Here is a 24,893-nt window from a genome sequence, read left to right as displayed (position 1 = left end):
CGGCGGGCCCGGCCCCGGTGCGGCCGCCCCGGCGCAGGTGTCCCGGCGCGGCCGTCCCGGCGCAGGCGCCTCAGCGCAGGTCGAGCCAGAAGGTGATGTCGTCGCGGTCGTCGCCCGGCGCCACCCGGATCGCGCCGGGCACCCGGCCCACCTCGGTGTAGCCGCAGCGGCCGTAGAACTTCTCCAGCCCCATCCCGCCGCGCGCGGTGAGCTGCAGCCCGGCCAGGCCCCAGCCGCGCGCGATCCGCTCCGCCTCGGCCATCAGCTCGGCGCCGTAGCCCAGGCCCTGGCAGGCCGGGGCGACCATCACCCGCTTCAGCATCCGCCAGTGCTGCATGAGTTCGAAGCGCATGGACTCGAAGAAGAGCACCCCGGCCAGCGGGCCACCGGGCTCGGCCCGGGCGATCAGCAGCCGGTCGGGCCCGCTCCCCCCGGGGCCGCCGAGGCCGGCGAGCTGCTGCTCCGCCGTCGGCCGCACCCGCTCCTCGGTGACCGGCGGCACGAAGCCGACCGCACCGCCCGCGTTCGAGACGTCCGTCCACAGCGTGATGATCTCGGCGCGCAGCCCCGCGGTCGGCTCGGGGTCAAGGGTGAAGTGCAGCGTCATGCTCCCGGATGCTACTGCGCGGCACGGACACCCGGCGCAGGCCCCGGATCGCCGGGGTGAGCAGCAGCGCCGCCACCACCGCGACCGTGACCCCGGCCCCGAAGAAGAGCACCGCCCGCGCCCCGTACGCGTCGGCGGCCGGACCGGCCAGCGCGCTGCCGAGCGGGACCATGCAGACCGAACCGGCCACCTCGTAGGCGTGGATCCGGTTGAGCACCTCGCCCGGCACCTGGGTCTGCACGCTGGTGGCCCACATGACGCCCCAGAAGGTGTAGCCGGTCCCGGCGACCAGCAGGCAGCCGATCAGCGCGGGCACCGGCAGGTCCAGCGCGATGCCCAGCGGGTAGAGCGGCGCGGCCAGCATCGCCAGGCTGCCGGCGGCCAGCGGGCGCACCGGTTTGAACCGGATCGCCAGCACGCCGCCGACGACGGTGCCCACGCCGTAGGCGGAGTTGAGCAGCCCGTACACCGCCGAGCCGTGCGCGGGCACCAGCACGCTCGCGGCCAGCGGGACCACCGGCCCGTAACCGAAGACGCTGTAGCCCATCCAGATCAGGATCACGCCCCACATCCAGCGGCGGGAGCGGAACTCGCGCCAGCCGACCACCAGGTTGCGCCAGAGACTGTCGCCGGGCGGCGGCGCGGGGACCGGGCCGAGCCGCAGGGCGAGCAGGCAGAGCGCGCTCAGCCCGAAGGTGCCGGCCGCGATCACCATCACCCAGCCGGTGGCCGCCGCGCCGACCAGGGCGCCGGCCACCGCCGGACCGGCCAGTGCGGTGACGGCTTCGGCGGTGCGCAGCACGCCGTTGGCGCCCTGGACGTCCCGGGCCACCAGCGGCACCGTGCTGGCCGCGCCCGGCTGGAACATCGCGCCGGCGGCCCCGGCCAGCGCGAGCAGGCCGTAGAGCTGCCAGGTGTGCTGGATGCCGTGGAAGAAGAGCAGCGCCAGCAGGAGCCGGGTGGTCAGGTTGGTCAGGTCGGCGCCGATCATCATCCGGCGGGCGGTGAACCGGTCGGCCAGCACCCCGCCGATCAGGATCAGGGTGGCGAACGGGGCCAGCCACCAGGCCAGCGCGTAGCCGACGGTGCTGACGGAGTGTCCGGAGCCGATCAGGCCGGCCGAGACGGCGACCGGCAGCATCGCGTCGCCCAGCAGGCCCGAGCTGCGGGCGGTGAAGTAGAGGCGGAACGAGCGGGACCAGATGGCGGGGCCGTCAGCAGGCCTGGGGCCGGTGGGAGCTGAGGGGCCGGTGGGAGTGCTGGGACCGTTCACAGGCAGCAGGGTGGTATAGACCACCGCGGAATTCCAGAGGTTTCCGGTCACGATCCGGATGCGTGGCCGACGCGCACGCGCCGTCGCCCGCCACAGGGCGACGGCGGCCGCCGGGTACCCATCCCGGGCGGCCGCCGGTACGGGCCCTGACCCGCACTGGGCGCTCCGCACTCGCCAAGGCGCCGACAGCCGATCCGGCCCGTACGGGCCCGATCCCCCTGGCTGACCTGCCCTTGGCGTCCCCTCGCGACGGAGAGCTCACCCAAGGGTGATCAGCTGGATACGTCACGTCAATGGTTTGTCGGAAATTCCGAAGGGTTGCGCTGGCTTTCGGCCTGCCGACCAGCCGGATCCGGCCGCCGACCAGCCCGGGAGCCGGTCGGCACGGCCCGTCAAGACCGCCCGCCAGGACACCCCGCGCGAGCCCGTCAGGCCGTCAGCATCCCGTGCTCGCGGGCCGACCCGCCACCGGCCAGCGGGCCGCGGTCCAGCTCGCACCAGACCAGCTTGCCGGAGCCCTGCGGGCACCAGCCCCAGCGGGCGCAGAGCAGTTCGACCAGTTCCAGCCCGCGGCCGTTGGTGGCCGAGGCCGCCGCGTGCCGGGGAGCCGGCGCGGTGCCGCTGGCGTCGGACACCTCCACCCGCAGCGGTGCCGCCGGGTCGGGCGGCCAGCTGAGCCGCAGCGCGGCGGGCCGCCCGGTGTGCACCACCGCGTTGGTCACCAGCTCGGAGACCACCAGCACCAGAGTCTCGGCGAACGGCGACCCGGGGTCCGCCCCGAAGGCGAGCACCTGGGCGCGGACCCATCGGCGGGCCCGGCCGACCTCCACGGGGTCGGCGGCCACCGCGAGCTGTACCTGAAGCACCTGCACCGCTCCACCACCTGCATGACGAGCTACCGGTAGGACTGTCCGGGCGTCGGCGGCCCAGGGCCTGTCCGGCGTGACGAAACCTACCGCTCCAGCCCCGGTGACCAGCTGTGGCCACGCGGCGAAACCACCCGTGCGACATATGTCCAGCCGCGCTCGAACAGCTCCACCCAGCTCTTCTGATAGCCGGTCTCATCCGATAGCCCCGTTCTTCCGATCCCGTGCTCTTCCGATCCCGTGCTCTTCCGACAAAGGGCCTCCAAGCGGCGGCACCCGCCACTACCGTGGTGGCATGACCGCCCTCGACTGGGACCAGCAGATGCGGTCGCGGTTGGCCCGCGGCGAGGAGAGCGCGCTCGGCGAGCTCTACGACCAGCTGTCACCCCTGGTGCACGGCCTGGCCGGACGGATCCTGGGCGACGAACAGGCCGCGGCCCACCTGACCCGCGAGGTCTTCGGCCACCTGTGGGAGCACCCGGAGGAGTTCGACCCCGAGCTGCGCTCGCTGCGCTCCTGGGTGGGCGAACTCACCCAGCGGCGCGCCGTGGAGCGGCTGCGCCGGGCCGAGCTGGGCGCCGAGGAGATCCACGACCGGGCCGCCGCCGCGCAGGTGCAGTACGTGGTGGCCGCGCTGCCACCGCCGCTGCGCGAGACCCTGGAGACGACCTGGCTGGACGGCCGGACCTACCAGGAGACCGCCCGCCGCCTGGGCATCAGCGAGCAGGCCGCCAAGCAGCGCCTTCGCCTTGGCCTGCAACTGCTCGCCTCTGAACTGGAGTTCGGGTCATGATGAGAGCACCTTGCTGACCGGCAAGCGGCTGTGACGGGGGATCGGCTGTGACGGGAGATCGGGCCGTGCTGACGGAGCAGGACCACGAGGCGCTGCGCGCCCTGCTCGGTGCCTGGGCGCTGCGCGCCTGCCTGCCCGAGGAGGGCGCCGCGCTGGAGCGGCACTTCGCCCGGTGCCCGGACTGCGCCGAGGAGGGCGAACGCCTGCGCCGGGCCGCCGCCCGGCTGCACACCGACGACCCGCTGGACCAGCCGGACGGGCTGCGCCAGCAGGTGCTCGACTTCTGCCTGACCCGCCGCGCCGCCGAGCTCCCGGTGGCCGCCTGGGCCGCGCCGTACGCCGCGGAGACCGCCAAACTGGACGCGCTGCTGCGCGACCTGGGCCCCGGCGAGTGGCAGGAAACGGCCGAGCTGCCCTGGCACGGCGGGGTGCTGAGGCGCCGTCCGGCCGAGGTGCTCTGCCACCTGGCCGCCGTGGACGGCCTGCTCGCCCAGGCGCTGGGCCTGCCGGACCCGGTGACCGGCGCCGAGGGCCGGGTGCCGGCGCAGGCCGGCCCGTCCGCCGGCTCCGCCGATCCGTTCCACGCGCTGCTGGACCGCTCCGACCGGCTGGCCCGGACCCAGGCCGACGCCGCCCCGCAGGAGGTGCGCTCGCTCTGGCGGGCGCAGAGCCGGGCGATGCTGCGCGGCGCCGAACCGGCCGCCGCCGACAAGTGCGTGGACTACGGCTTCGCCGTCGTGCCGGTCCGCGACGCCTTCCTCGACCGGGCCTTCGAGACCTGGATCCACGGCGAGGACGTGGCCCGCGCGGTCGACTACCCCTACGCCGCCCCGGCCCCGCCGCACCTGCGGCAGATGGTCGACCTGGCCGCCCGGATGCTGCCGGTGGCGCTGGCCGGGCAGCGGCAGGCGGCCTACGCGGGCACCGCGCCCGCCGCCGACGGCTCGGCGCGCACCCTGCGGCTGGTCATCGAGGGGCCCGCCAACGGCGAGTGGCTGATCCCGCTGGACGGCGCCGGGCCGCAGCAGGAGTCCGGCGAGCCCGCCGCGACGGGCGATCCGGTCGCCGAACTGGTGATCGATGGCGTGGAGTTCTGCCAGCTCGCGGCGGCGCACCGGGACCCGGACCGCCTCCCGGTCGGCGAGTACGGCGACCGGGCGGCGATCCGCGAGGTGCTGGCGGCGGTGCCGCTGCTCTCCCGCCCGTAGCCCCGGGGGCTCAGGCGAAGACGACGGTCCGGGTGCCGTTCAGCAGCACCCGGTGCTCGCTGTGCCACTTCACCGCGCGGGCCAGCGCCTGGCACTCCACGTCCCGGCCGAGCGCGACCAGCTGCTCGGGCGTCACGTCGTGCTGCACCCGGGCCACCTCCTGCTCGATGATCGGGCCCTCGTCCAGGTCGGCCGTCACGTAGTGGGCCGTCGCGCCGATCAGCTTCACGCCCCGGGCGTGCGCCTGGTGGTAGGGCTTGGCGCCCTTGAAGCTCGGCAGGAAGGAGTGGTGGATGTTGATCACCCGGCCGCTGAGCGCCTTGCACAGGTCGTCCGAGAGCACCTGCATGTAGCGGGCGAGCACCACCAGGTCGACCCGCTCGGCCTCGACCAGGTCGAGCAGCTGCTGCTCGGCCTGCGCCTTGGTCTCCCGGGTCACCGGGATGTGCACGAAGTCGACGCCGTGCGAGGCGGTCAGCTCGGCGAAGTCGGTGTGGTTGGAGACCACCGCGACGATCTCGATCGGCAGCGCGCCGATCGAGGTGCGGAAGAGCAGGTCGTTGAGGCAGTGGCCGAACTTGCTGACCATCAGCACCACGCGCATCTTCTCGGTGGCCGGGTGGATCTCCCACTCCATGCCGAAGGAGGCGCCGATCGCGGTGAAGCTGGCCCGCAGGCCGTCCACCGTCACCGGCGCCTCGGCGGAGAAGTGCACCCGCATGAAGAACAGCCCGCTGTCGGTGTCCCGGTCGCCGAACTGCTGGCTGTCCATGATGTTGCAGCCGGTCATGAACAGGTAGCTGGAGACCGCGTGCACGATCCCCTGCTTGTCCGGGCAGGACAAGGTCAGCACGTACTGGGTCGGCTCGGTCGCGGTCCGCTGCTCCACCACTGGTTCTTTCACTGGTCCTTCGCTGTCGCCCGGCTTCGAGGGACCGGTCCTGAATTCCGTCAAGGGTGGCACAGCCGGGCACCGGTCAGCCGATCCGGGTGAGGATCCTCAGCACTTCGAGCGACCGCGGCGGCGCCGCCGGGTCCTCGCCGTCGTTGACCGCCAGCAGCTCGTGCGCGGCGCGGGCGGCGGCCACCGCCTCCGGCCAGCCCGGGTGGCCGAGGTAGGCGGCGGCCGGGGCGTCGGCACCCACCTCGTGCAGGATGCGCAGCACCCGCAGCACCGCCGCGTCCACCAGGGCCGCCTCGGTGGCGTCCCGGACCACGGTGCCTATGTACTTCTCGGCGGACCAGCGGTCCAGCCAGCTGTCCTCGACCAGGCGGTAGACGGCGTCGGTCACATCGCCGTAGCCGGGGCGGCCACCGGCCCAGTACTCCTGCTGGAAGGCAGGGTCGGCGAGCATGTGCAGGGCGGAGCGCAACCGGGCGCGCCAGCGCCACCAGGGCAGATCGTTGAGCGGCATGCCGCCCATGGTGCTGGAGCGGCGCCCCGAACGAGAAGGGTTTCGCGGAGAGCCGTCCGAAGAATCTGTGCTGAGCGCCATGGCAGACGATCGTACGTTCCCCGTCCACTCGGCATCTACACGCGTCCACACTCCGAGTTCATCGCCGCGTTCCGCAATGTTCCCCTGGCCGACCTCTGGTGGAGTGAACCCGCGTCAAGGCTGTCGGCCATCGGAACGGCCGTCGGACGTGGGGGTAGCGAGCAGATGAGCACCGTTGTACCCGGGCGACCGGCGGCCCGGCGCCGGCGCACCGGCGGTGCGGCCCTCGCGGTCGCCTTACTCCCCGTGCTCCTGGGCACCGCCGGCTGCGGGGGCCCGGCCGGCGCCGCCGGCGACAAGGCCGAGCTGACGGTGATGACCTGGGCGCCCGCCAACACCGGTTCGGCCGACCGGCCCGGCATGACGGCGCTGGCCACCGCGATCGGCGACTCGCTCAACTCCCAGGGCGGTGTGGCCGGCCACCGGCTGCGGGTGCTCACCTGCAACGAGCACAACACCGCCGACGGCGCCGCCGCCTGCGCCCGGCAGGCCGTGACGGGCGGCGCGGTCGCGGTGATCGGCTCCTACAGCCAGTACGGCGACGCCTTCATGCCGCTGCTGGAGACCAGCGGGATCCCGTACATCGGTGGCTACGGGCTCTCCAGCCCCGAGTTCACCAGCCCGGTCTCCTACCCGGTGGCCGGCGGCACGCCCGCGCTGATCGCCGGCAGCGGCCGGCAGCTGGTGGCGGCCGGCTGCCGCACGGTGGCGCTGATCCGCCCCGACACCCCGGCCGGCGACACCCTGGTCGGCGCGCTGGGCGCGGCCCTGACGCCGGACAACGTCAAGCTGACCGACATCCGGGCCAACGAGACCTCCAGCGACTTCACCAACCAGGCCCGCCAGGCGATCGGCACCGACCAGCCCGGCAACTGCATCACCGCCGCGCTCAGCGCCGTGCCCACCCTCAACCTGCTGGACTCGCTGCGCCGCCAGCCGCACCAGAACACCAGGCTCGCCTCGGTGATCGGCAGCTTCCAGCAGTCCGTGGTGGACTCCACCGGCGGCGACGCGGGCCCGCTCAACGGCGCCTACGCGACCGGCTGGTACCCGCCGGAGGCCTCCAAGGTCTGGGACCCGCTGCGCGCGGTGGTGCGCACCAGGGACGCCGCCGACCTCACCAGCATCGACGTCTCCGACCCCGGGGTGGAGACCACCTGGGTCGCCTACCAGGTCTTCGTCCAGGCCGTGCAGCGCCTGGACAGCCAGCCGGTCACCGGCAAGGCACTGCGCGACGAGCTGGACAACGGCCAGCCGATCAGCACCGGCGGCGCCACCCCGCCGCTCAGCTGGGCGATGACCAACATGCTGGCCAGCGCCAACACCCCGCGCCTGGTGAACACCTCGGTCACCTTCCAGCAGGTCCAGGGCGGGCAACTGGTGGAGCAGCAGCCGGGCTTCGTGGACGTCCGCTGGGTCCTCACCGGCGGCACGCCACCGAGCGGCCCCGACACCCCCTCCCCCGCCCCCTCCTGAGCCGGGACAGGCGCTAGCCCGGCGGCACCGCCGGTGCCGGGCCGAGGGTGGTGGTCCCCGGGGCGGCCTGGTGGCCCAGGCCGCTGCGGTAGACGTCCAGCGCCTCGGCCGGCCGGCCCACGCGGCGCAGCAGGTCGCCCAGCAGCCGGCACAGGTCGGCCAGGTCGGCCACCGCGCCGGCGTCCTGAAGCAGTTCGAGGGCGGTGCGGTAGTGCGTCTCGGCCGCCGCGAGGTCGCCCTCCTCCTCGGCGATCCGGCCCAGCAGCCGGTGCGCGGCGCCCGCGTGCACCGCGCCGCGCCCCGGGTGCAGCGGGCCCAGCAGGTCGGCCAGCAGCGCCGCGGCCTGCGCGGTGCGGCCCGACCGGTGCAGCACGTCGGCGAGTTCGACGTCGATCTGCTGGGTGTAGAGACTGACCCGGCCGTCCTGGCGGCCGCTCAGCAGCTCGCGGGCCGTGCGCAGTTCGCGCTCGGCGGCGGGCAGGTCGCCGTCCTGGGCGCGCAGGTAGCCGCGCATCCAGTGGCAGTGCGCGAGTTCGGTGCGGATGTGCAGCTGCCGGTAGAGCTCCTGGGCCTTGGCGAGCGAGGCGTCGGCCTCCACCGCCCGCCCCTCGGCGAGCAGGGTGCGGGCCACCGAGCGGTGCAGCCGGGCCACCAGGGCGGGGTCGGCCACCTGCGGGGCCAGCGCCAGGGCGAGTTCGGCGGCCCGGGCGGCGCGCCGGTGGGCGCCCAGGTCCAGGTAGGGCGCGATCACGGCCGAGTAGAGCAGCAGCAGGGCCTGCGGGTCGGGCAGGCCGCTCGCGTTGAGCTGGTCGATCGCGCTTTCCAGCAGGTAGCAGGAGTAGCGCAGGTCCCCGGCGAGCAGGTGGGCGACCGCGCGGCCCCGCAGGGCGGGCACCCGCTGCGGCAGCGGGGCCGCGCGCAGCAGCTCCTCGGCGGCCTGGAAGTGCTCGATCGCCTGGTCGAGTTCACCGGTGTCGAGCGCGCAGTCGCCCAGGCCCGTCAGCGCGCCCGCGCGCTGCTCGGGCAGGTCGTAGCGGGCGGCCTCGGCGGCCAGTTCGGCGTACCGGGCCGCGGCCCGCACCGGGTCGCCGGCCGCCAGCTCCTGGTGCGCCTCGGCCAGCCGCAGGCCGAGTTCGGTGGCCAGGTGGGCCGGGCGGCCGGTGACCAGCTGCTCGACGCTGACCCCGAGCCGGCCCGCGAGGTGGCGCAGCGCGGCCTCGGAGGGGCGGACCTTGCCGGACTCCACGGTGGAGACGTAGGCGGCGGTGTAGTCGGGCTCGGCCAGCGCCCGCTGGGTGAGCCCGCGTTCGGTGCGCAGCGCCAGCAGGCGCCGGCCGAGGTCGGTGCGGTCGATCGTCTCGCTCATCACGCTCGTCATTCCTGACCGTCTGCCGGGCCAGGGTATTGCGGGTCCGGCACCCTGCCAACTAGCTTAACCGCCGATGTAAGTGAACTTACATCAGAACTTAACGCCCGTGCCCCCAGCGAACGGACCCCCACCCATGCGCATCCGGCAGACCGTCATCGGCGCCACCACCACTCTCGCGGCCACCCTCGGGCTGCTGGCCACCGCCCCCGCGGCCGGCGCGGCCCCGCTCGCCCCCGCCGTCCCCCTGCTGCCGCACTCGGCCGCGGCGGCGGCCACCACCGGACCGATCTGCTGGTTCGGCGCCTGCTACGACTACGTGAACGGCCGTCAGGTCACCGACGCGAGCGGAGCGACGATGCGGATGATGGTGGCCGCCCCCGCGATCAAGCCGGGCGACACCGACTCGCACTCGCTGCAGGAGCTGGCGCTGCAGTCCGGCGACCAGAAGTCCACCGTGGAGATCGGCTGGACGGTCGACCTCGGGCTCAACGGCGACCTGCGCCCGCACCTGTTCGTCTACCACTGGGTGGACGGCGCGGAGAGCTGCTACAACGGCTGCGGCTTCGTCCAGGTCTCGCACAGCGCGAAGGCGGGCATGGCGCTGCCGGCCGGCTCGGCCGCCCGGTTCGCCATCCAGAACGTCGGCGGCGACTGGTGGGTCTTCTACGACGACCAGCCGGTGGGCTACTTCCCCGGCTCGCTCTGGCAGGGCACGTACACCCGGGCCCAGATGATCAGCGCCTTCGGCGAGGTGGCCCACGCCTCGGGGAGCACCTGCGAGCAGATGGGCGACGGAAAGGCCGGCACCGCGCACGGCTCGGGCTGGATCGACGACTTCCACCTGATCGGCGCCACCGACCGCTCGCACCTGACGGTCACCGCCACCAGCCCGGCGCTCTACGACGCCGGCCGGGTCACGCCGACCTCGTTCCACCTCGGCGGGCCGGGCACCGGCCCCTGCTGACCGGCGCCCGCCCCGGGGAGGGTCCGGTCAGAGCTGGATCGGGCCGTACGAGGGCAGGCCGGCCTGCTGGGCGATCGCGTTCCAGGTTTCGGAGGCCTGCCCCTTGGCGGTGGTCGCGGCGCCGCTGGCCTGGTCACCGGAGGACAGGTTGGGGTCCGAGCCGACCTTGGTCGGGTCGCAGCCCTGGGCGAAGTCGCCGGCCCAGGCCGCATAGGCGTCGTCCGCGTTGGCGGAGGCCTGCCAGGCCTGGTTGAGCTGGTCCACCAGTTGCTTGCCGGTGGGCAGCTTGTCCACCTTGAGGGTGGCCAGCTTGGTCATCAGCTGCTTGCGCTGGGCCGAGGCCTGGGTCAGCGCGGTCTGGGCAGCCGCCGGGTTGTCGCACTTCTTGACCGCGCCGACCGCGCCGACCACCGCCTGACGGCTGGAGTTGGCAGTGCTCAGCAGGGTGGACAGCGCCTGCGCCTGGGCCTGGGCGTCCGCGCTCAGCGCGCTGGAGCCGCTGGAGCCGCTCGGCTGGGGGCTGGCCGAGGTGTCGGTGCCCTGCGCCGCCGTGTGCTTGGCCTTGGCCTTCTCCTTCGTCTTGGTGTCACCGCCGCCACCACCGGCGAGCACCCCGACCAGGATGCCGCCCACCACGCAGAGGCCCACCACACCGGCGACCACCGTCCGGCGGGACATCCGCGAGCCGCCGCCGGACCCGGCCGGGGGCAGCGAGGCGCGGCCCAGGCGGGTGGTCTGCTCGTTGGGGGTCTGGTACTCGCCGGCGGCGTAGCCGGCGGGGGCGAAGGACTGCTGCCCGCCGTAGGTCGGCTGCCCGGCCGGCGGCTGGCCGCCGAAGCCCTGCTGGCCCCCGTAGCTCTGCTGGCCCGGGAAGGCCGGCGGGCTCTGCGGGAACGACTGCTGCCCGCCGAAGCTCTGCCCCGGCGCGGGATGCCCCTGCGCGGGCCCCGGCTGGCCCGGCACGGCGCCCGCCGTCGGGTCGCTGGTCGGGTACGGCGGCAGGTACTGGGTCTCCCCCGCGGCCTGCTGCGCCACCTCGGGCACGTAGGCGGTCGGCGCATCGCCCCAGGACGCCCCCGGGCCGAGGTACTCGGGCCCGCCCTGGCCGGCCTGGGTGACCGCCGGTGGCTGGGGTGCTGCCTGCGGCGGCACTGGCGGCTGCTGCCCCGGAGCCGGCTCCGGGCGGAACAGGTCGTCCAGGTTGAAGTCACCGGAGTTGGGGTACGAGCGGCGCTGGCTCAACGCGAATCCTCACCTGTGCACGGCTGCGGGCGCACCGGGACAGCAAGCGGCGGCCGGGCGGCCCCATGACGGGTGGACCGCCCGCGCTCCCTGTCCGGTGTGAGCACCCGGGCCTTCCTCGGTTCTTCCGCGCGCTAGCTGACGGCGGACCACTTCTGGAGTTCCTCACTACCTCCGGCCCACGCTACCGGTTCACCGCTACGGGTGACCACGCGGGCAGGTGTTCCCGTCCGTTCGCCGCAGGATCGCGCGCGGCACCGTCAAGTTTTGGTCACGCGGCCTCCACGTCAGCACGCTGCTGGAACTCGCGCACCACCCGGTGGTCACGGAACGGCTCCAGCCGCCGCCGGAAGTCGTCCAGGTACTCCACGCCCCGGTTGGAGCGCAGCCCGTTGAGCAGCCGCACCGCCTGGGCCCCGGTCTCGCAGGCCCGTTCGATGTCCCGCTGCTGCAACTGCGCGGTGGCCAGCAGCACGAGGTCCACCGCGCGGCGCCGCACCCGGGTGGGCGGGTGCAGCTCCAGGGCGATCCTGGCCTGCCGCTCGGCCTGCTTGGACAGCTCCAGGTCGCGGTAGCAGTGCGCCAACTCGTCGGCCAGGTAGGCCGCGTCGAAGTGCGCGATCCAGTCCGGGTCGTCCTCGGGGCGGCGCTGCTCCATCGCCTCGATCGCCCTGGCCGCCACCAGCTCGCAGGAGCGGGCGTCGCCCAGCAGCGCGTGGCCGCGCGCCTCGGCGGCGTAGAACATCGCCATCGCGGTCGGGGTCGCCACCGAGCGGGCGCCCTCCTGCGCGGCGCGGGCCAGCTGCGCGATCTCCCGGGGGTTGCCCAGGGTGGCCGCGAGGTGACTCATCGACGCGGCCAGCACATAGCCGCCGTAGCCGCGGTCGTCCGCGGCCTGGGCCAGGCGCAGCGCCTGGATGTAGTAGCGCTGGGCGAGCCCGGGCTGCCCGGTGTCCACCGCCATGTAGCCGGCCAGCTCGGTCAGCCGGGCCACCGCCGCGAACAGCTGGCGCCCGGTCTCCTCCCGGTAGCCGCCGCTGAGCAGCCCGGACACCACGCTGTTGAGGTAGTGCACCACCACCGGGCGGACGTGTCCGCTGCCGAACCGGTGGTCCAGGTCGACCAGCATCTCGGTGGTGGCCCGGATCGCCGCGACGTCGGCCGGCCCGACCCGCGGGCCGCCGCTGCGGGCGACCACCGGGTCCGGCGGGGTGATCAGCCAGTCCCGGCTGGGCTCGACCAACGCGGAGGCGGCCACCGAGGCACCGTTGAGGAAGTCCCGGCGGCTGACGTCGCTGCGCCACAGCTCGCAGACCTGCTCCAGCGCGCCGCTGAGCGTGGCGGCGAACTGCAGGCCGACGCCCGAGGTGAGGTTCTTGCCGTCGGCCATGCCGATCTCGTCCACCGTGACGCCGCGGCCGAGCTTGCGGCCCAGCGCCTCGGCGATCACCGCCGGCGCCTGGCCGCGCGGCTGCTGGCCGCGCAGCCAGCGCGCGACCGAGGTCTTGTCGTAGCGCAGGTCGAGCCCGTGCTCGGCACCGCAGAGGTTGACCCGGCGGGCGAGCCCCGCGTTGGAGCAGCTCGCCTCCTGGATCAGCGACTGCAGGCGCTCGTTGGGCTGTCGTGCGACGAGTGGTCTCGCGGCCATGGGCTTCGCCTCCCCAGCGCCCCCGGTTCCGGCCGGCGGGCGTCGACTCTGCTGCTCTGGTTGCCGAGGCGCCGGACGTGGCTCCGCAGGGGGCCCGGTGGCGCGCCGACTACCCGGCCAGTGAAGGAACTTGAGGCCAGGTTAGCGATCAACGACACCATCGGGATACCCATGTGAACGACTGGATCAGCGTGCGCGCCCTGGAAAATGCTCCTGTGCGCCCCCGCTGCGCCCACCTGGACGACGGGGGGCGAACGCCAGGGCAACGCCGCGCCAACGCCTGCGGAGCGCCACCTTCCGCGCCAGGGTCCGCCACCGCGCGCGGCGGCGGACCGCACCACCGGTCACCACCCGCCCGGCAGTCAGAGCCGTGGCGCGACTCACCGGTTCGGGTGACATTGCCGGTTGCGGGCCGCTCGCCCCCGGGCATCCCGTAACCCGCCCCACGGCCGGTAGTTGTGCAGCACGTGGAAGAGACCCCAGGAGCCCCGCAGCCGGGCAGTGACGGCAAACCGATCTCCCCGCTGCTGATCGAGGCGGTCAGGTACGCGGAGGACCGGCACTGGGAGGTCGTGCCCGGCACCCACCTGATCGAGGACGACGGCCCGGCCCGCTGCTCGTGCGGAGCGCCCAGCTGCCCGCTGCCGGGCGCGCATCCCATCACCCAGGACTGGCACCGGCGGGCCACCTCGGGCCCCGGCGTGGTGCGCCGCTGGTGGACCGAGAGCCCGCACGCCTCGATCGTGCTGCCCACCGGCCGCTCCTTCGACGTACTGGACGTCCCCGAGGTGGCCGGCTGCCTGGCGCTGGCCCGGATGGAGCGCCTGCAGCTGCAGCTCGGCCCGGTCGCCTCGGTGCCGGCCACGCCGGGGCAGCGCGGGCGGCGGCTGCTCTTCCTGGTGCTGCCCGGTGCCCAGGCCAAGGTGCCCGAGGCACTGCGCAAGCTCGGCTGGGCGCCGGGGCGGCTCGACCTGACCTGCCACGGGGACGGCGGCTGGATCGTCGCACCGCCCTCCCGGATCGGCGCGTACACCTTCGCCCAGTGGGCCCGCCAGCCCTCCGCGCTGAACCGGTGGCTGCCGGACGCGGACGAGTTGATCAACCCGCTCGCCTACGCCTGCGGCCGGGACGCGCCGGCCGCCCGGCTGGCCCCGCCGCAGGCGAAGGTGCCGGTCACCGCGCCACCGCGGCGCTAGACAGGCAGTGCGCCACCGCGGCGCCAGGCAGGCAGTCGCTGCGTCGTGATCTGACGTTGCATCAGCCACTTGAGCGGGTCCGGTAATCCGGGCCCGCTGCCGGTGCTGGCGGCAGGCCCCGGTGATCGTCCTGAGGAGCTGGCGTACCCGGTGCCCACCGGGGCAAGCCGCTCGGACGAGTGACAGGGCCCGGGGATTGGCATCCGCCACCCAGGGGATGAATGGCTGCAGACGGGGACCGCACAAACCACGACGAAAGGGACCACCGGGAGCAAGGACAAGGGACCAGGGCCACGGGGAACGGGCCATCGGGGAACCGCCGGAGACGGCCGTCGGGGAACGGCCATGGGGGAGCAGGACCGGGGGAGCCGGGGGAGCGCCTGGACGGGGAAGCCGGGCGTGGCGCAGGAGGGGAAGCAGGAGGGGAGCGGGGGGACCGGGTGGGGATCAGGGTGGGGCCGCCGAGGGCCCCGGCGCGCGGGGACGCGCCGGGGCCCTCGGTTCACCTGCCCGCGCGGCGGGCGCGACGGGCTACGGCTGCGCCACGAAGACGTGCTGGGCGATGTCCTTGCCCAGCTCGGCCGCGTCCGCGCCACTGCCGACCAGCACGCCGCCGACCGCCGGGGCGACCTGCACGGTGGCGCCCGGGCGGATCCCGGCCCGGCGCAGGGTGCGCATCAGCTCCTCGTCGGTCTGGATCGGCTCGCCGATCCGGCGCACCACCACGCTGGCGCCGTCGTCACCGGGGCGCAGCGCGTCCAGGGTGACCAGGGCGGCGTCGAAGCCCTCGCCCTCGGCCTTCATGTCGCCCAGCTCGTCCAGGCCGGGGATCGGGTTGCCGTAGGGCGACTGGGTGGGGTGGCCGAGCATGGCGAGCACCTTGCGCTCGACCGTCTCGCTCATCACGTGCTCCCAGCGGCAGGCCTCCTCGTGGACCTCCTCCCACTCCAGGCCGATCACGTCGATCAGCAGGCACTCGGCGATCCGGTGCTTGCGCATCACCCGCACGGCGAGCCTGCGGCCCTCCTCGGTCAGCTCCAGGTGGCGGTCCCCGGCGACCTGGAGCAGGCCGTCGCGCTCCATCCGGCCGACCGTCTGGCTGACCGTGGGGCCGCTCTGCTCCAGACGCTCGGCGATCCGGGCGCGCATCGGGGTGATGCCCTCTTCCTCCAGCTCCAGGATGGTGCGAAGGTACATCTCAGTCGTGTCGATCAGCCCAGACATCGCCGCAGGCTCCGTTCCTCGGTATCCTCACCGCCAATTCTGACGTACCGCACGGACAACCGAGCCCGGCGCAATCCGCTTCCCGCCGGTTTCGTCCCTGTTGACAGCCGGCCCGGCCAGGCAGCACCGTGCTCGCCGTAGCTTTCTCCACTGGCGGTTAGGGAAGATCTTCATGGATGACCTGGTCGGGCAGTACTTCGCCGCGGCGGCGGCCCACCTGGAGCGGGTGCACGCCGAGGAGGCCGGCGCGATCGACCGCGCCGGCGCGCTGCTGGCCGACGCGGTCGCCGAGGGCCGGCGGATCTTCGCCTTCGGCGCCGGCCACTCCTCGCTGGCCGCCCAGGACGTGGTCTACCGGGCCGGCGGCCTGGTCGTCCTCAACCTGCTGAACGTGCCGGGCACCACCGGCGTCAACGTGATCCCTGCGCACCTGGGCAGCGCGCTGGAGCGGGTCTCCGGGCTGGCCACCGCGACCCTGGACCTGACCCCCGCCACCACCGGCGACCTGCTCTTCGTCATCTCGCTCTCCGGCCGCCAGGTGATGCCGATCGAGCTGGCCGCGCACGCCCGGGCCCGTGGCCTGCACGTGGTCGGCGTCACCTCGCTCGCCTACCCCGGCCGGGTCAGCTCCCAGCACCCCTCGGGGACCTACCTGAAGGACCACTGCGACGTGGTGCTGGACAACAAGGTCGCGGTGGGTGACGGCGAGCTGACCCACCCGGACGTGCCCACCTCGTTCGGCCCGGTCTCCACCATCACCACCAGTGCCCTGATGCAGGCCGTGGTGGTGAGCGCGGTCGGCAAGCTGGCCGAGCGCGGAATCAGCGCCCCGCTGTTCCGCTCCGGCAACGTGGACGGCGGCACCGACTGGAACGCCAAGGTGATGGCCGAGAACGCCGACCGGATCTTCTACGCGTTCTGACCGACCGCGCCGTCCACGCGCACGAGCCCCGCAACAAGCCCCGCGCACTTCAACCGCCCCGACACGGCGGCCGCCAGCCCTGGGCGCGCGCCCGGCGAACGCCCATACTGGGCCGGGCGAAAGGCGTACCCGCCCTCCGCCGCGGGCAGTACGTCAGTGTCCATCGAGAGGACAGCTGACGGACCAGTGGACACCACGCGCACGGGGGGACGGGATGGCAGCCGGCGCACAATCGACGGAGCCGGTCCACGAGGCCGAGCTACTGCCCGAGCTGTTCCGGGTCGCCGACCTGGCCTCGCGGCGCGGCCAGCGCCACTCGATCACGCTGGCCCGCTGGCAGCTGCTGCTGCTCACCGCCGGGGCGGCGGTCGGCTCGCTGGCCGGGCGACCGTACGCCTGGGTCGCCGCCGCGGCCTACCTCGGGGCCGGCGGGCTGGCCGCGCTGGTCAGCCGGCAGAACCCGCAGGGCCTGTGGTACGAGGGCCGGGCGGCGGCCGAGTCGGTCAAGACGCTGGCCTGGAAGTTCGCGGTGCGGGCCGACGCCTACCAGCCGCTCGCGGCCACCCTGCCGGATGCGGAGGGGCTCTACGACCTCCAGCTGCGCGGCATCCTGCGCGGCTTCAGAGACAGCCCGGTGCTGCCGGGCGACGCCGAGCGGCGCGCGGGGGTGACGGCCGCGATGCGGGAGCTGCGCGCGCAGCCGCTGACCGTGCGGCGGGAGGTCTACCTGCGCGAGCGGGTGGCGGTGCAGCACGACTGGTACCAGGCCAAGGCCGGCTACTGCGACCGGGCCGGGCGGACCACCGAACTGCTCGGTGTCGCGCTGCCGGTCCTGGGGCTGGTGCTGGCGGTGCTGCGGGCGCTGGGCGCCGTCTCCTTCGACCAGTTGGGCACCGTCTCGGCGGTGGCCGCCTCGGTGACCGCCTGGGCCCAGCTGCGCCAGTACCGGCCGCTGGCCGCCGCCTACCGGCTGGCGGCCGACGAACTGGAGCTGGTCCGCGCCCAGTTGACCCAGCTCGACCTGTCCGCCGCCGACTCCGAGGAGGTCTGGGCCCGACTCGCCCGGGACGCCGAGGACGCCGTGTCGCGCGAGCACACCACCTGGCAGGCCCGCCGCGAGGTCCGCGGGCCCGGCCACTAGCGGCCTGGCGCGGGCGGTGGCCCGCTCCCCCGGCATCCGCAACAGGCCGTCCGCGGCCTGTGCCGGTCCCGATCCCCTACCCGTGTTCCCCGACTTTGGAGGTCCCCGGCGTGCAGCCCCGACTGGTGAAGACCGCCGACTGCCGCAGGCTCGCCGTGCAGACCTTCGGCGACCCCGAAGGCCGCCCGGTCTTCCTGATGCACGGCACACCCGGCAGCCGGCTCGGCCCGACCCCGCGCAGCAGCGTGCTGTACAACCTCGGCGTCCGGCTGATCTCCTTCGACCGCCCCGGCTACGGCGGCTCGGACCGCCTGCGCGGCCGGCAGGTGGCCGCGGCCGCCGCCGACGTGCAGGCGATCGCCGACGAGTTCGGGCTGGAACGTTTCGCCGTGGTGGGCCGCTCCGGCGGCGGACCGCACGCGCTGGCCTGTGGCGCGCTGCTGCCCGGCCGGGTCCACCGGGTGGCCGTGCTGGTGGGCCTGGCCCCCTGGAACGCCGACGACCTGGACTGGTACGCCGGGATGACCGCCGCCAACATCCGCGACTACCGCGCCGCCGAGCGCGACCACCAGCGGATCGCCGCCACCATGGAGCAGCGGGCCCGGCGGATGCGCGACGATCCGGCCACCCTGCTCGCCGGACTGCGCCGCGAGCTGACCGCCGTGGACCGCGCGGTGGTCTCCGACGCCGGCATCCGCCGGATGCTGCTGAGCAACTACCGCGAGGCATTCCGGCAGAACGCCGACGGCTGGATCGACGACGTGCTCGCCTTCACCACCGACTGGGGGTTCAAGGCGCAGGACGTCACGGCCGCCACCTGGCTGTGGCACGGCGCCGACGACATGTGGTCGCCGGTGGACCACTCCCGCTGGCTGGCCGCGCACATCCCCGACGCCACGCTCTTCCTGGAGCCGGGCGCTGCTCACTTCGGCTCGCTGCGGGTGCTCACCGCCGCCCTGAAGTGGGCGGCGGGGGGCGTCGACTGACGGCACGCCACGGCATCAGATCGGCTGCGGCTCCAGGTCCCGGTTGATCCGCTTCCAGCCCCGGGCCGAGACCGTGTTGGGGTGCTCCTCGCCGAGCTGGCGGATCAGCTCGGCCACCGCGCGGGCACGCAGCTCGGTGGCCTGGTTGACCTTGCCCTGCGAGCGCAGCGTGACGGCCAGGTTGGCCTGGCAGGCCACCGCGTCAGGGTGACGGGGACCGTAGCGCTCGCACAGGCCTCGGTAGGCGGACTGCTCCAGCTCCTCGGCCTCCACCAGCCGGCCCTGGTCGCCGTAGGCGTTGGCCAGGTTGATCATCGCGTTGAGGGTGTAGGGGTGGTCGGCACCCACCGTCCGGGTCAGCGTGTCCACCGTGGCCTCGCCCAGTTCCAGCGCCTCCGCCAGACCGCCGCTGCCACGCAGGTAGATCACCAGGTTGTTGGCGCAGACGAGGGTGAACGGGTGCTCGGGCCCGTAGAGCTGCTGGTGGCCGACGTAGACCTGACGGGCCAGATCGCGGGCCGCGTCCTTGTCCCCGCCCGCGCTGTAGTCGGCGGCCAGGTTGAGCGCGCAGGCCAGCGTGTCCGGCGCGTTCTCGCCGTAGCGCTCCAGGTAGCGCTCGTAGGTCTCCTTGGTGAGCCGGCGCGCCTCGGCCTGCCGGCCCACCTTGCGCAGCGAGACGGCCAGCGACTTGGCGTTGCGCAGGATCTCCGGCACGTCGATGTCGAGCACCTCGGCGAAGGCCTCGGCGACCTCCTGGTGGAGCGTCACCGAGCCCTCGTAGTCGCCGGACTCGCGCAGGTCGCGGGCCAGGTTGGACTTGGTGGACAGGGTGTAGGGGTGCTTGGGGCCGAGCACCAGGGCCCGGCGGTCCAGGGTGTCCTGGTCCAGCTCCTGGGCGTCCTTGCTGTTGCCGGCCAACCGGTAGTCGACGGCCAGGTTATTGGCACAGGACAGGGTGCGCGGGTTGTCCTCGCCGAACTGCTCGCGGAACCGTTCGAGCGCCTCCCGGTCCAGCCCCAGCGCCTCGTCGAAGTCGCCGACCGCGCGCAGGTCGGCGGCGAGCGAGCCGGCCGTCATCAGGGTGTACGGGTGGTGCGCGCCCAGCACCCGCTGCTGCCGCTTCAGGGTGTCCTTGTCCAGCTCCACCGCCAGCGCGTACTGGCCCTGCGAGCGCATCACGTTGGCGAGCTGGAAGCGCAGCAGCAGGGTCTGCCGGTCGTCCTCGCCGAGCTTGGCGGTCCACGCCTCGTCCAGCAGGTGGCCCATCCGGCGGGCCTGGCCGAACTCGCCGCGCTTCCACAGGTAGCGGACCCGGTCGATCATCAGCTGCCGGGTGTCCGACTCGTCGCAGTCGTGCGCCCGGGAGGGCGACAGGTGCGGCCAGATCTCCTCGAAGACCGGCCAGTTGGCCGGGTCGTCGGTGTCACCGGTGACCGGGCGGGCGCCGATCAGGATCCGGTGCACCTCGTGCACGGTGTCGACCTGCTCCTCGGGCGTCATCTCGGAGCGGATCACCTCCTGGACCAGCCGGTGCACCTGGATGCTGTTGGTCCCCGCGTCCACCTTGGCCAGCGCGTACCGGCCGATCGCCTGGATCACCCGGCCGAGCAGGAACTTGTCGCTCAGCCCCGGATCGTAGGGCACCAGCGCGCGGATCATCTGGTCGCTGTAGAACAGGCTCATCGAGATCGGCTCGGGCGCGAAGTAGGCGCACAGCTGGAGCATCCGGGCGGCGGCCGGGGACTGCTCGCGCAGCCGGGCGATGGAGACCCGCCAGGTGGCGCCGACCGTCATCGGGTAGTCGACCGGACGGCCGAGCTCCAGCACCCGGGAGGCCTCGGTCTGCAGGGCCGCGATGTACTCGGCGACCGGGGTGCTGGTGGCCTTCAGCCAGGCGCCCGCCACCTCGACGGCCAGCGGCAGGTCCCCCACCGCCTCGGCCACCGCGTCCGCGTCCACCCGGCTGAGTGCACCGCCGGTGCGCCGGGTCAGGTGGTCGATGCTCTCGCCGCGGGTGAAGACGTCCATGGTCAGCGCCTCGGCGTGGGTGGCCCAGGCCTGGTTGCGCGAGGTGACCAGGATGTGGCCGTTGCCACCGGGGAAGTAGCGCCGGATCTCGCCCGGGTCGTCCGCGTTGTCGAAGATCAGCAGCCAGCGCTTGGACCGCTCGCCGCGGCGCAGCGACTCCAGCGCGATCTCGGTGGCCAGCGCCACCGGCTCGTTGCTGGCCCGGCCCATCTTGCGGGCCAGCTCGGCCATCTGGCCCTGGATCTCGTCCTCCTGCTCGGCCGAGACCCACCAGACCAGGTCGTAGTCGGCCATGAACCGGTGCGCGTACTCCAGCGCCACCTGGGTCTTGCCGACGCCGCCGAGCCCGTAGAGGGTCTGCGGCACCGGCAGCACCGCGGTCGCGCCGCCGCCGAGCTGGTTGCGCAGCCGCTCCAGCAGCTCGGACCGGCCGGTGAAGTAGGTGTTGCGGGGCGGGACGTTCCAGATCTCCGGCTGGGTGCCGGGGAACCGCGGCCCGCTCGCGGTGTCCACCGCAGGCACCTCCTCCCGGCCCAGCGCCTTGACCAGGGCCAGCAGCGCCTGCGGCTCCTTGAGGTTGACCAGGTCCACCGGGTTGCGGCTGCTGAACGGGGCGGCCAGCGGCGTGGAGCCGACCCGCACCGGGATCAGCTGGCGGCGGGTGCCGGAGGGGTCGGAGCCGACCACCGACTCCCACAGCGCGCGGGCGTGCGGGGAGCGCAGGTAGGCGGGCGAGAGCACCGCGACGGTCCGGTAGGCGGCGTCCACCGAGCGCTCGGTCTCGGCCCGCGCGTCGGTGCCCGCCCCCACGTCCCTGGGCAGCACCCGGAAACCGGCCGCGCCGAGCACGAACTCGATCCAGTCGGCCCACATCCGGTCCTCGGGCACGTAGCTGAGGTAGATGTCGGCCGGCACGGTGGGGCGGCGGCGGGTGAACGCCTCGATGTAGCGCAGCCGCACCTCCTCGTCCATCGGCGGCAGCGAGGCGACCCGGCCCGCGGTGATCACGTCGGTCAGCCGCTCGCAGGCCGAGAGCATGCTGGTCGGGGTGCCGACCTGGTCGCCGAAGGTGGCCAGGATCTCCTCGTAGGCGTAGAACGGCCGGTAGGGGATCTCCACCGAGCCCCAGTAGTGCACCAGTTGCTCGTTGGTCAGCCCTGAGGGCAGCCCGTCGAAGCGGATCCGGGCCAGCGCCCGCCCGGCGTCCGCCTTGTCCTTCTCGAAGTCGTCGATCCGCATCGGCACCGGCAGGATCCGGATGCCGCGGTCGCGGTAGCGGTCCGCGATGTGCTGGGCGATCCGGGAGGCGCCGTCGATGCTCTGGTCGCTCAGCGTGAAGCAGACCACCAGGTCGTCGGGCATCTGCACGGTGCAGATCTCGGCGGTGTCGGACAGGCCGGTGCGGCTGTCGATCAGCACGTAGTCGTAGCGCTTGCGCATGTCGGCGCGGAGCGCGTCGAAGAACTGGCCGCCGTCGAACCGCTCGTAGAACAGGTCCCAGTCCAGGCTGCCCAGGGTGCCGGAGTAGTCCCGGTCCTGGCGGCCCGCGGCCAGGAAGTCGATGCTGCCGCCGGCCGGGAAGCCGCCCCAGGAGAGCGGCACCGCGTGGCCGGCCACCTTGGCGAAGTCCAGGTGCCAGCCCGGGTGGTGGCCGATCTCCAGCAGCTCCTGCTGGTAGCGCTCGGGTTCGAGCAGCGCGTCGGCGTGCAGCTCGGTCTCCCGCAGCGCCTCCTCGCGGTAGTCGTTGATCAGCGTCATCACGCCCGGCGAGTCGGCGAGTTCGGCCGCGTCCAGGAAGGGGTGGAAGAACTTGGCCAGCCCGGGGGCCTCCAGGTCCCAGTCAACGGTGAGCACCCGGAAGCCGTTGGCGGCCAGGATCCAGGCGGTGTTGGCCAGCGCCATGGTGCGCCCGGTGCCGCCCTTGTAGGAGTAGAAGGTGATGATCCGGCCCTGGCGGTCCTCCTCGCCGGTCCTGGCCGGCGCGGGTCCGGACGCGGTCAGCTTGGCCGCTGAACTACGCCCACCCACCCGGAGGTTGCGAGTCTGGTCAGACGTCATGATCTCCTCCTTCGTCATCCTCGTCGAACTCACCGTCGAGATCGGGGTCGAACTCGCCGTCGTGCTCGTCCTGCTCGTCAAACTCGCGGTCGTGCTCGTCGTTCTCCAAGGGCGGACCCGGGTCGGCATGGGGGTCGGCGTAGCGGTTCTGCGACGGCCGGCCCGCGTCACCGAAGGCGTCCCGCAGCCGCGGCCGGGACTCGCCGGTCACCGGAGGCCTGGGCAGCGCGCGTTCCTTGTAGGCCTTCTGTGCGCGGATCGCGGCGTGCTGGAAGGCCAGGCCGAAGTCGCTGGCGGTGGGCACCCCTTCGGGATCGGCGCCGTCGCCCGCCACCGGGCGGAAGGACGGGCGCACGCTGCCGCCGCGCTGGCGCAGCACCTGCTCGCTCAGCGCGGCCAGCGACCCGGTCTCGGCCGCGCACTGCGGATCGTCGCGGTTCCACGGCTCCACCACCGCCACCCAGGCGGGGTTGCGGCGGGCGAACTCGCGCACCAGCGCGCAGCGCTGGGGGTCCTGCAGGACCCAGCGGTCGACCAGCAGGACACCGGGGCCCTGCGGCCGCTCCAGCTCCATCAGCCGGGGGGCCGCCAGCTCGAACTCGTGGATGGTCGGGTTGAGGTCGCACTGCCGGGCCAACTGTGCGGCCTTCTCGGCCAGCGCGGCGTCCCCGCCGCGCACGTACGGCTGCCAGTCGGTGCGGCGCGCCCCGTAGTAGCCCCGGTCGCGGTGCGCCGGCACCTCGCTGTCCTTGAACGCCAGGACGGCGATGGTGAGTTCATCGGCGGGCGAACGGCCGGGAAAGGCCGAGGGATTGGTGGTGAAGTCGACCGGCTCGACCACCGGGACCACCGTCTCCAGTGCCACTTCGACAATGCGCCGGGCCAGTTTGTAGACCACCTTCTCGTACAGACCCTGGTGATGGCGCTGGGCCATCAGCGCGTACAGGCCGTCCTCGGCATAGGCACGCGGAAAGCTGGAGTGGTTGAACTGCACGGCGCTGGCCACCTGCGGCAGCGCGCCCTCGCGCATGCCCACCCAGAGCACCGGCACGATCGCGCTGTTCTGTGCGGTGCCGCCGGGGGCGTTGGCCGCGCGCTGGGCGAAGGTGTACCACTCCTGACCGCACGGGGTGCTGCGGAACAGTCTCGGGTGGTAGAGCGGCACGAAGACCCGGCAGGTCGCCAGCGCCTCGGAGATCTTCACCGCCCAGTTGTCCCCCTGGTGCATGGTCTCGTCCATGAAGCCGACCGGATCCGCGGTGGGCAGCGGCGTCAACTGCAGCACGGCCTCGCAGAGGTCCTCGTAGAACTGGCTGACCCGCGAATTGGGATTTCGCGTACCGACCGGCGGCATGTGGGCGTAACTGAGGAAGAAGTGCGGCTTCGCCGAGGCCTTCTGCTTGCCCGCAGCGTCGTTCACACGCGCCTCCCCAGGGGCCTGTGCCGCCCCGCTCAGGGCATCCTCAGTGTAGGAAGCCCCGCTTCCCGAGTGGAATACCCCGGTGGAAAACCTCTGCCACCAGCTCCACTGATCATGCGTCAGTCAAGCTGGTGGTGTCAGCGGTTTGCCCGAATCGGATCAGCCACAACCGTCGCCCGCTGCCGCAGGTGCCACCACCGCGCCGCGTCGACCGCCTGCACCACGGGCATCAGCAGGCACTCGGCGCCGCCGATCCGGCCCTCCCGCGCCCCGGTCAGCCGCGGCCGGATCGCGGCCAGCATCTGCGGGAAGTACTGGTCGTCCAGGTCGAGCCCGTCGAACCGCACCCAGGCCGGGCGCCCGGCGGCGTCGCGGACCATGCAGCCGTAGCGCTTCACCGGAGCGTCGGGCACCCGGTACTCGGCCAGCTGCAGGGCGGTGCAGCGCTCCGGCGAGGCGCCCAGCATCAGCACCGAGCCGCCCGCCCGGTAGAGCGCCCCGAGCGGCGAGTACTCGCCGAGGTGGCAGTCGAGCCGGTGGTCGGCGGTCAGCTCGGCGGCCCGTGGTCCGAGCGCAGCGAACGAGGTCTGCGGATGCGTGCTGCGCAGCGCGCCGGGCGTGGTGCGCAGCTCCTCGGAGAGCCGCCCCATGGTCGGCGAACTCGGGGTGGTCGCCGGGTCGAAGGGCGCCATCGCGCGGCGGTAGGCCAGCAGCTCCGCCCGGCTCAGCCCGGCGGTGACGGCCGCGTCGAGCCGGGAGGTCTCGGAGTTCTCCGGGGTCGCGGTGAAGGCCAGCAGCGTGCCCTCCGGGCCGAGCGCGCCGCGCAGCGCGGTGCTCAAAGCGGTGACCACGCCGGCCGAGCCGCCCTCCACCGGGCCGAGCGAGCGCAGCGCGGCGTGCACCAGCACCGGCCCGCAGCGCGGCGACAGGCCGAGCCGGCGCAGCTGGTCGGTGAGCTCGGGGACGGTCAGCACGG

20 protein-coding genes are annotated in these 24,893 nt (G+C 73.7%); 8 read left to right on the top strand and 12 right to left on the bottom strand.

Translation table 11 applies throughout. From position 1 onward, the window contains the following. Window positions 1-70: 70 nt before the first annotated feature. The 3 genes from OG500_RS22005 to OG500_RS21995 all read right to left on the bottom strand — a co-directional run bounded on the left by OG500_RS22005 (window position 71) and on the right by OG500_RS21995 (window position 2,752). Entirely contained in the window at window positions 71-607 is a 537-nt protein-coding gene (locus OG500_RS22005) for a GNAT family N-acetyltransferase (protein WP_327068400.1), read from the bottom strand. Continuing rightward, on the bottom strand, window positions 585-1,880 hold the full coding sequence (locus OG500_RS22000) for an MFS transporter (protein WP_329582712.1): 1,296 nt from the start codon (window positions 1,878-1,880) through the stop codon (window positions 585-587). The genes OG500_RS22005 and OG500_RS22000 overlap by 23 nt, the downstream gene beginning before the upstream one ends. A gap of 428 nt (window positions 1,881-2,308) precedes the next feature. After that, complete coding sequence (locus OG500_RS21995; RefSeq protein WP_442789197.1) at window positions 2,309-2,752, bottom strand: ATP-binding protein; 444 nt, start codon at window positions 2,750-2,752, stop codon at window positions 2,309-2,311. Window positions 2,753-3,041: 289 nt separating this feature from the next. Here OG500_RS21995 and OG500_RS21990 point away from each other — a divergent pair, with 289 nt between their 5' ends. Next, the gene (locus OG500_RS21990) at window positions 3,042-3,539 is read left to right on the top strand and encodes a sigma-70 family RNA polymerase sigma factor (RefSeq protein WP_329582709.1); all 498 of its coding nucleotides are present in this window, start codon (window positions 3,042-3,044) and stop codon (window positions 3,537-3,539) included. Between the two features lie 65 nt (window positions 3,540-3,604). Then, complete coding sequence (locus OG500_RS21985) at window positions 3,605-4,747, top strand: maleylpyruvate isomerase N-terminal domain-containing protein (protein WP_329582706.1); 1,143 nt, start codon at window positions 3,605-3,607, stop codon at window positions 4,745-4,747. A 10-nt stretch (window positions 4,748-4,757) separates the two neighbouring features. On the opposite strand, the gene purU is transcribed toward OG500_RS21985, so the two are convergent. Both purU and OG500_RS21975 read right to left on the bottom strand, forming a co-directional pair. Continuing rightward, window positions 4,758-5,639 (bottom strand): formyltetrahydrofolate deformylase, encoded by an 882-nt coding sequence (gene purU, locus OG500_RS21980; protein WP_442907145.1) that lies wholly within the window; start codon window positions 5,637-5,639, stop codon window positions 4,758-4,760. An 85-nt stretch (window positions 5,640-5,724) separates the two neighbouring features. Further along, window positions 5,725-6,162, bottom strand: a complete 438-nt coding sequence (locus tag OG500_RS21975) for an SCO4402 family protein (RefSeq protein WP_442789196.1) — start codon at window positions 6,160-6,162, stop codon at window positions 5,725-5,727. Between the two features lie 246 nt (window positions 6,163-6,408). Here OG500_RS21975 and OG500_RS21970 point away from each other — a divergent pair, with 246 nt between their 5' ends. Further along, the gene (locus tag OG500_RS21970; RefSeq protein WP_329582699.1) at window positions 6,409-7,719 is read left to right on the top strand and encodes an ABC transporter substrate-binding protein; all 1,311 of its coding nucleotides are present in this window, start codon (window positions 6,409-6,411) and stop codon (window positions 7,717-7,719) included. 13 nt (window positions 7,720-7,732) lie between these two features. Here the strand turns inward: OG500_RS21970 and OG500_RS21965 are convergent, their stop codons facing one another. Continuing rightward, a complete protein-coding gene (locus OG500_RS21965; protein ID WP_329582696.1) occupies window positions 7,733-9,085 on the bottom strand; it encodes a helix-turn-helix domain-containing protein in 1,353 nt (450 codons plus the stop codon). Window positions 9,086-9,221: 136 nt separating this feature from the next. Here OG500_RS21965 and OG500_RS21960 point away from each other — a divergent pair, with 136 nt between their 5' ends. Then, window positions 9,222-10,052, top strand: a complete 831-nt coding sequence (locus OG500_RS21960; protein ID WP_329582693.1) for a neprosin family prolyl endopeptidase — start codon at window positions 9,222-9,224, stop codon at window positions 10,050-10,052. A 27-nt stretch (window positions 10,053-10,079) separates the two neighbouring features. Here OG500_RS21960 and OG500_RS21955 read toward each other — a convergent pair whose 3' ends face one another. Both OG500_RS21955 and OG500_RS21950 read right to left on the bottom strand, forming a co-directional pair. Further along, on the bottom strand, window positions 10,080-11,294 hold the full coding sequence (locus OG500_RS21955; RefSeq protein ID WP_329582691.1) for a hypothetical protein: 1,215 nt from the start codon (window positions 11,292-11,294) through the stop codon (window positions 10,080-10,082). Between the two features lie 271 nt (window positions 11,295-11,565). Beyond that, window positions 11,566-12,942, bottom strand: a complete 1,377-nt coding sequence (locus OG500_RS21950; RefSeq protein ID WP_327068389.1) for a transcriptional regulator — start codon at window positions 12,940-12,942, stop codon at window positions 11,566-11,568. A gap of 467 nt (window positions 12,943-13,409) precedes the next feature. Here OG500_RS21950 and OG500_RS21945 point away from each other — a divergent pair, with 467 nt between their 5' ends. Continuing rightward, on the top strand, window positions 13,410-14,138 hold the full coding sequence (locus tag OG500_RS21945; RefSeq protein WP_327068387.1) for a bifunctional DNA primase/polymerase: 729 nt from the start codon (window positions 13,410-13,412) through the stop codon (window positions 14,136-14,138). Window positions 14,139-14,669: 531 nt separating this feature from the next. On the opposite strand, the gene OG500_RS21940 is transcribed toward OG500_RS21945, so the two are convergent. Continuing rightward, entirely contained in the window at window positions 14,670-15,362 is a 693-nt protein-coding gene (locus OG500_RS21940; protein ID WP_327068386.1) for a metal-dependent transcriptional regulator, read from the bottom strand. 172 nt (window positions 15,363-15,534) lie between these two features. Between OG500_RS21940 and OG500_RS21935 the strand changes: the two genes are divergently transcribed. From OG500_RS21935 to OG500_RS21925, 3 genes are all read left to right on the top strand, one after another. After that, window positions 15,535-16,284, top strand: coding sequence for an SIS domain-containing protein (locus tag OG500_RS21935; RefSeq protein WP_327068385.1), 750 nt, complete (start codon window positions 15,535-15,537; stop codon window positions 16,282-16,284). 214 nt (window positions 16,285-16,498) lie between these two features. After that, window positions 16,499-17,425: a DUF4231 domain-containing protein gene (locus OG500_RS21930; protein WP_327068384.1), complete on the top strand. Its 927-nt coding sequence runs from the start codon at window positions 16,499-16,501 to the stop codon at window positions 17,423-17,425. A 110-nt stretch (window positions 17,426-17,535) separates the two neighbouring features. Further along, window positions 17,536-18,411, top strand: coding sequence for an alpha/beta fold hydrolase (locus OG500_RS21925; RefSeq protein ID WP_327068383.1), 876 nt, complete (start codon window positions 17,536-17,538; stop codon window positions 18,409-18,411). 15 nt (window positions 18,412-18,426) lie between these two features. Here OG500_RS21925 and fxsT read toward each other — a convergent pair whose 3' ends face one another. The 3 genes from fxsT to OG500_RS21910 form a co-directional block, all read right to left on the bottom strand. Continuing rightward, window positions 18,427-22,497: an FxSxx-COOH system tetratricopeptide repeat protein gene (fxsT, locus tag OG500_RS21920; protein WP_442789195.1), complete on the bottom strand. Its 4,071-nt coding sequence runs from the start codon at window positions 22,495-22,497 to the stop codon at window positions 18,427-18,429. Further along, on the bottom strand, window positions 22,487-23,917 hold the full coding sequence (locus OG500_RS21915) for a TIR-like protein FxsC (protein ID WP_327068382.1): 1,431 nt from the start codon (window positions 23,915-23,917) through the stop codon (window positions 22,487-22,489). The genes fxsT and OG500_RS21915 overlap by 11 nt, the downstream gene beginning before the upstream one ends. Before the next feature lie 137 nt (window positions 23,918-24,054). Continuing rightward, on the bottom strand, window positions 24,055-24,891 hold the full coding sequence (locus OG500_RS21910) for an aminoglycoside N(3)-acetyltransferase (RefSeq protein ID WP_327068381.1): 837 nt from the start codon (window positions 24,889-24,891) through the stop codon (window positions 24,055-24,057). Window positions 24,892-24,893: the final 2 nt, after the last annotated feature.

Origin of the sequence: Kitasatospora sp. NBC_01250 (assembly GCF_036226465.1) — a bacterium.
Lineage (GTDB): Bacteria > Actinomycetota > Actinomycetes > Streptomycetales > Streptomycetaceae > Kitasatospora.
Note: the sequence above shows the minus strand (reverse complement) of the source record. Positions and strands in the feature narration are given on the sequence as shown.

Excerpts from the sequence above, each read along its gene's own strand:
- fxsT (WP_442789195.1), bottom strand. The coding sequence starts at position 22,497 with ATGACGTCTGACCAGACTCGCAACCTCCGGGTGGGTGGGCGTAGTTCA.
- OG500_RS21990 (WP_329582709.1), top strand. The coding sequence starts at position 3,042 with ATGACCGCCCTCGACTGGGACCAGCAGATGCGGTCGCGGTTGGCCCGC.
- OG500_RS21940 (WP_327068386.1), bottom strand. The coding sequence starts at position 15,362 with ATGTCTGGGCTGATCGACACGACTGAGATGTACCTTCGCACCATCCTG.
- OG500_RS21960 (WP_329582693.1), top strand. The coding sequence starts at position 9,222 with ATGCGCATCCGGCAGACCGTCATCGGCGCCACCACCACTCTCGCGGCC.
- OG500_RS21970 (WP_329582699.1), top strand. The coding sequence starts at position 6,409 with ATGAGCACCGTTGTACCCGGGCGACCGGCGGCCCGGCGCCGGCGCACC.
- OG500_RS21930 (WP_327068384.1), top strand. The coding sequence starts at position 16,499 with ATGGCAGCCGGCGCACAATCGACGGAGCCGGTCCACGAGGCCGAGCTA.
- OG500_RS21950 (WP_327068389.1), bottom strand. The coding sequence starts at position 12,942 with ATGGCCGCGAGACCACTCGTCGCACGACAGCCCAACGAGCGCCTGCAG.
- OG500_RS21965 (WP_329582696.1), bottom strand. The coding sequence starts at position 9,085 with ATGAGCGAGACGATCGACCGCACCGACCTCGGCCGGCGCCTGCTGGCG.
- OG500_RS22005 (WP_327068400.1), bottom strand. The coding sequence starts at position 607 with ATGACGCTGCACTTCACCCTTGACCCCGAGCCGACCGCGGGGCTGCGC.
- OG500_RS21975 (WP_442789196.1), bottom strand. The coding sequence starts at position 6,162 with ATGCCGCTCAACGATCTGCCCTGGTGGCGCTGGCGCGCCCGGTTGCGC.
- OG500_RS21935 (WP_327068385.1), top strand. The coding sequence starts at position 15,535 with ATGGATGACCTGGTCGGGCAGTACTTCGCCGCGGCGGCGGCCCACCTG.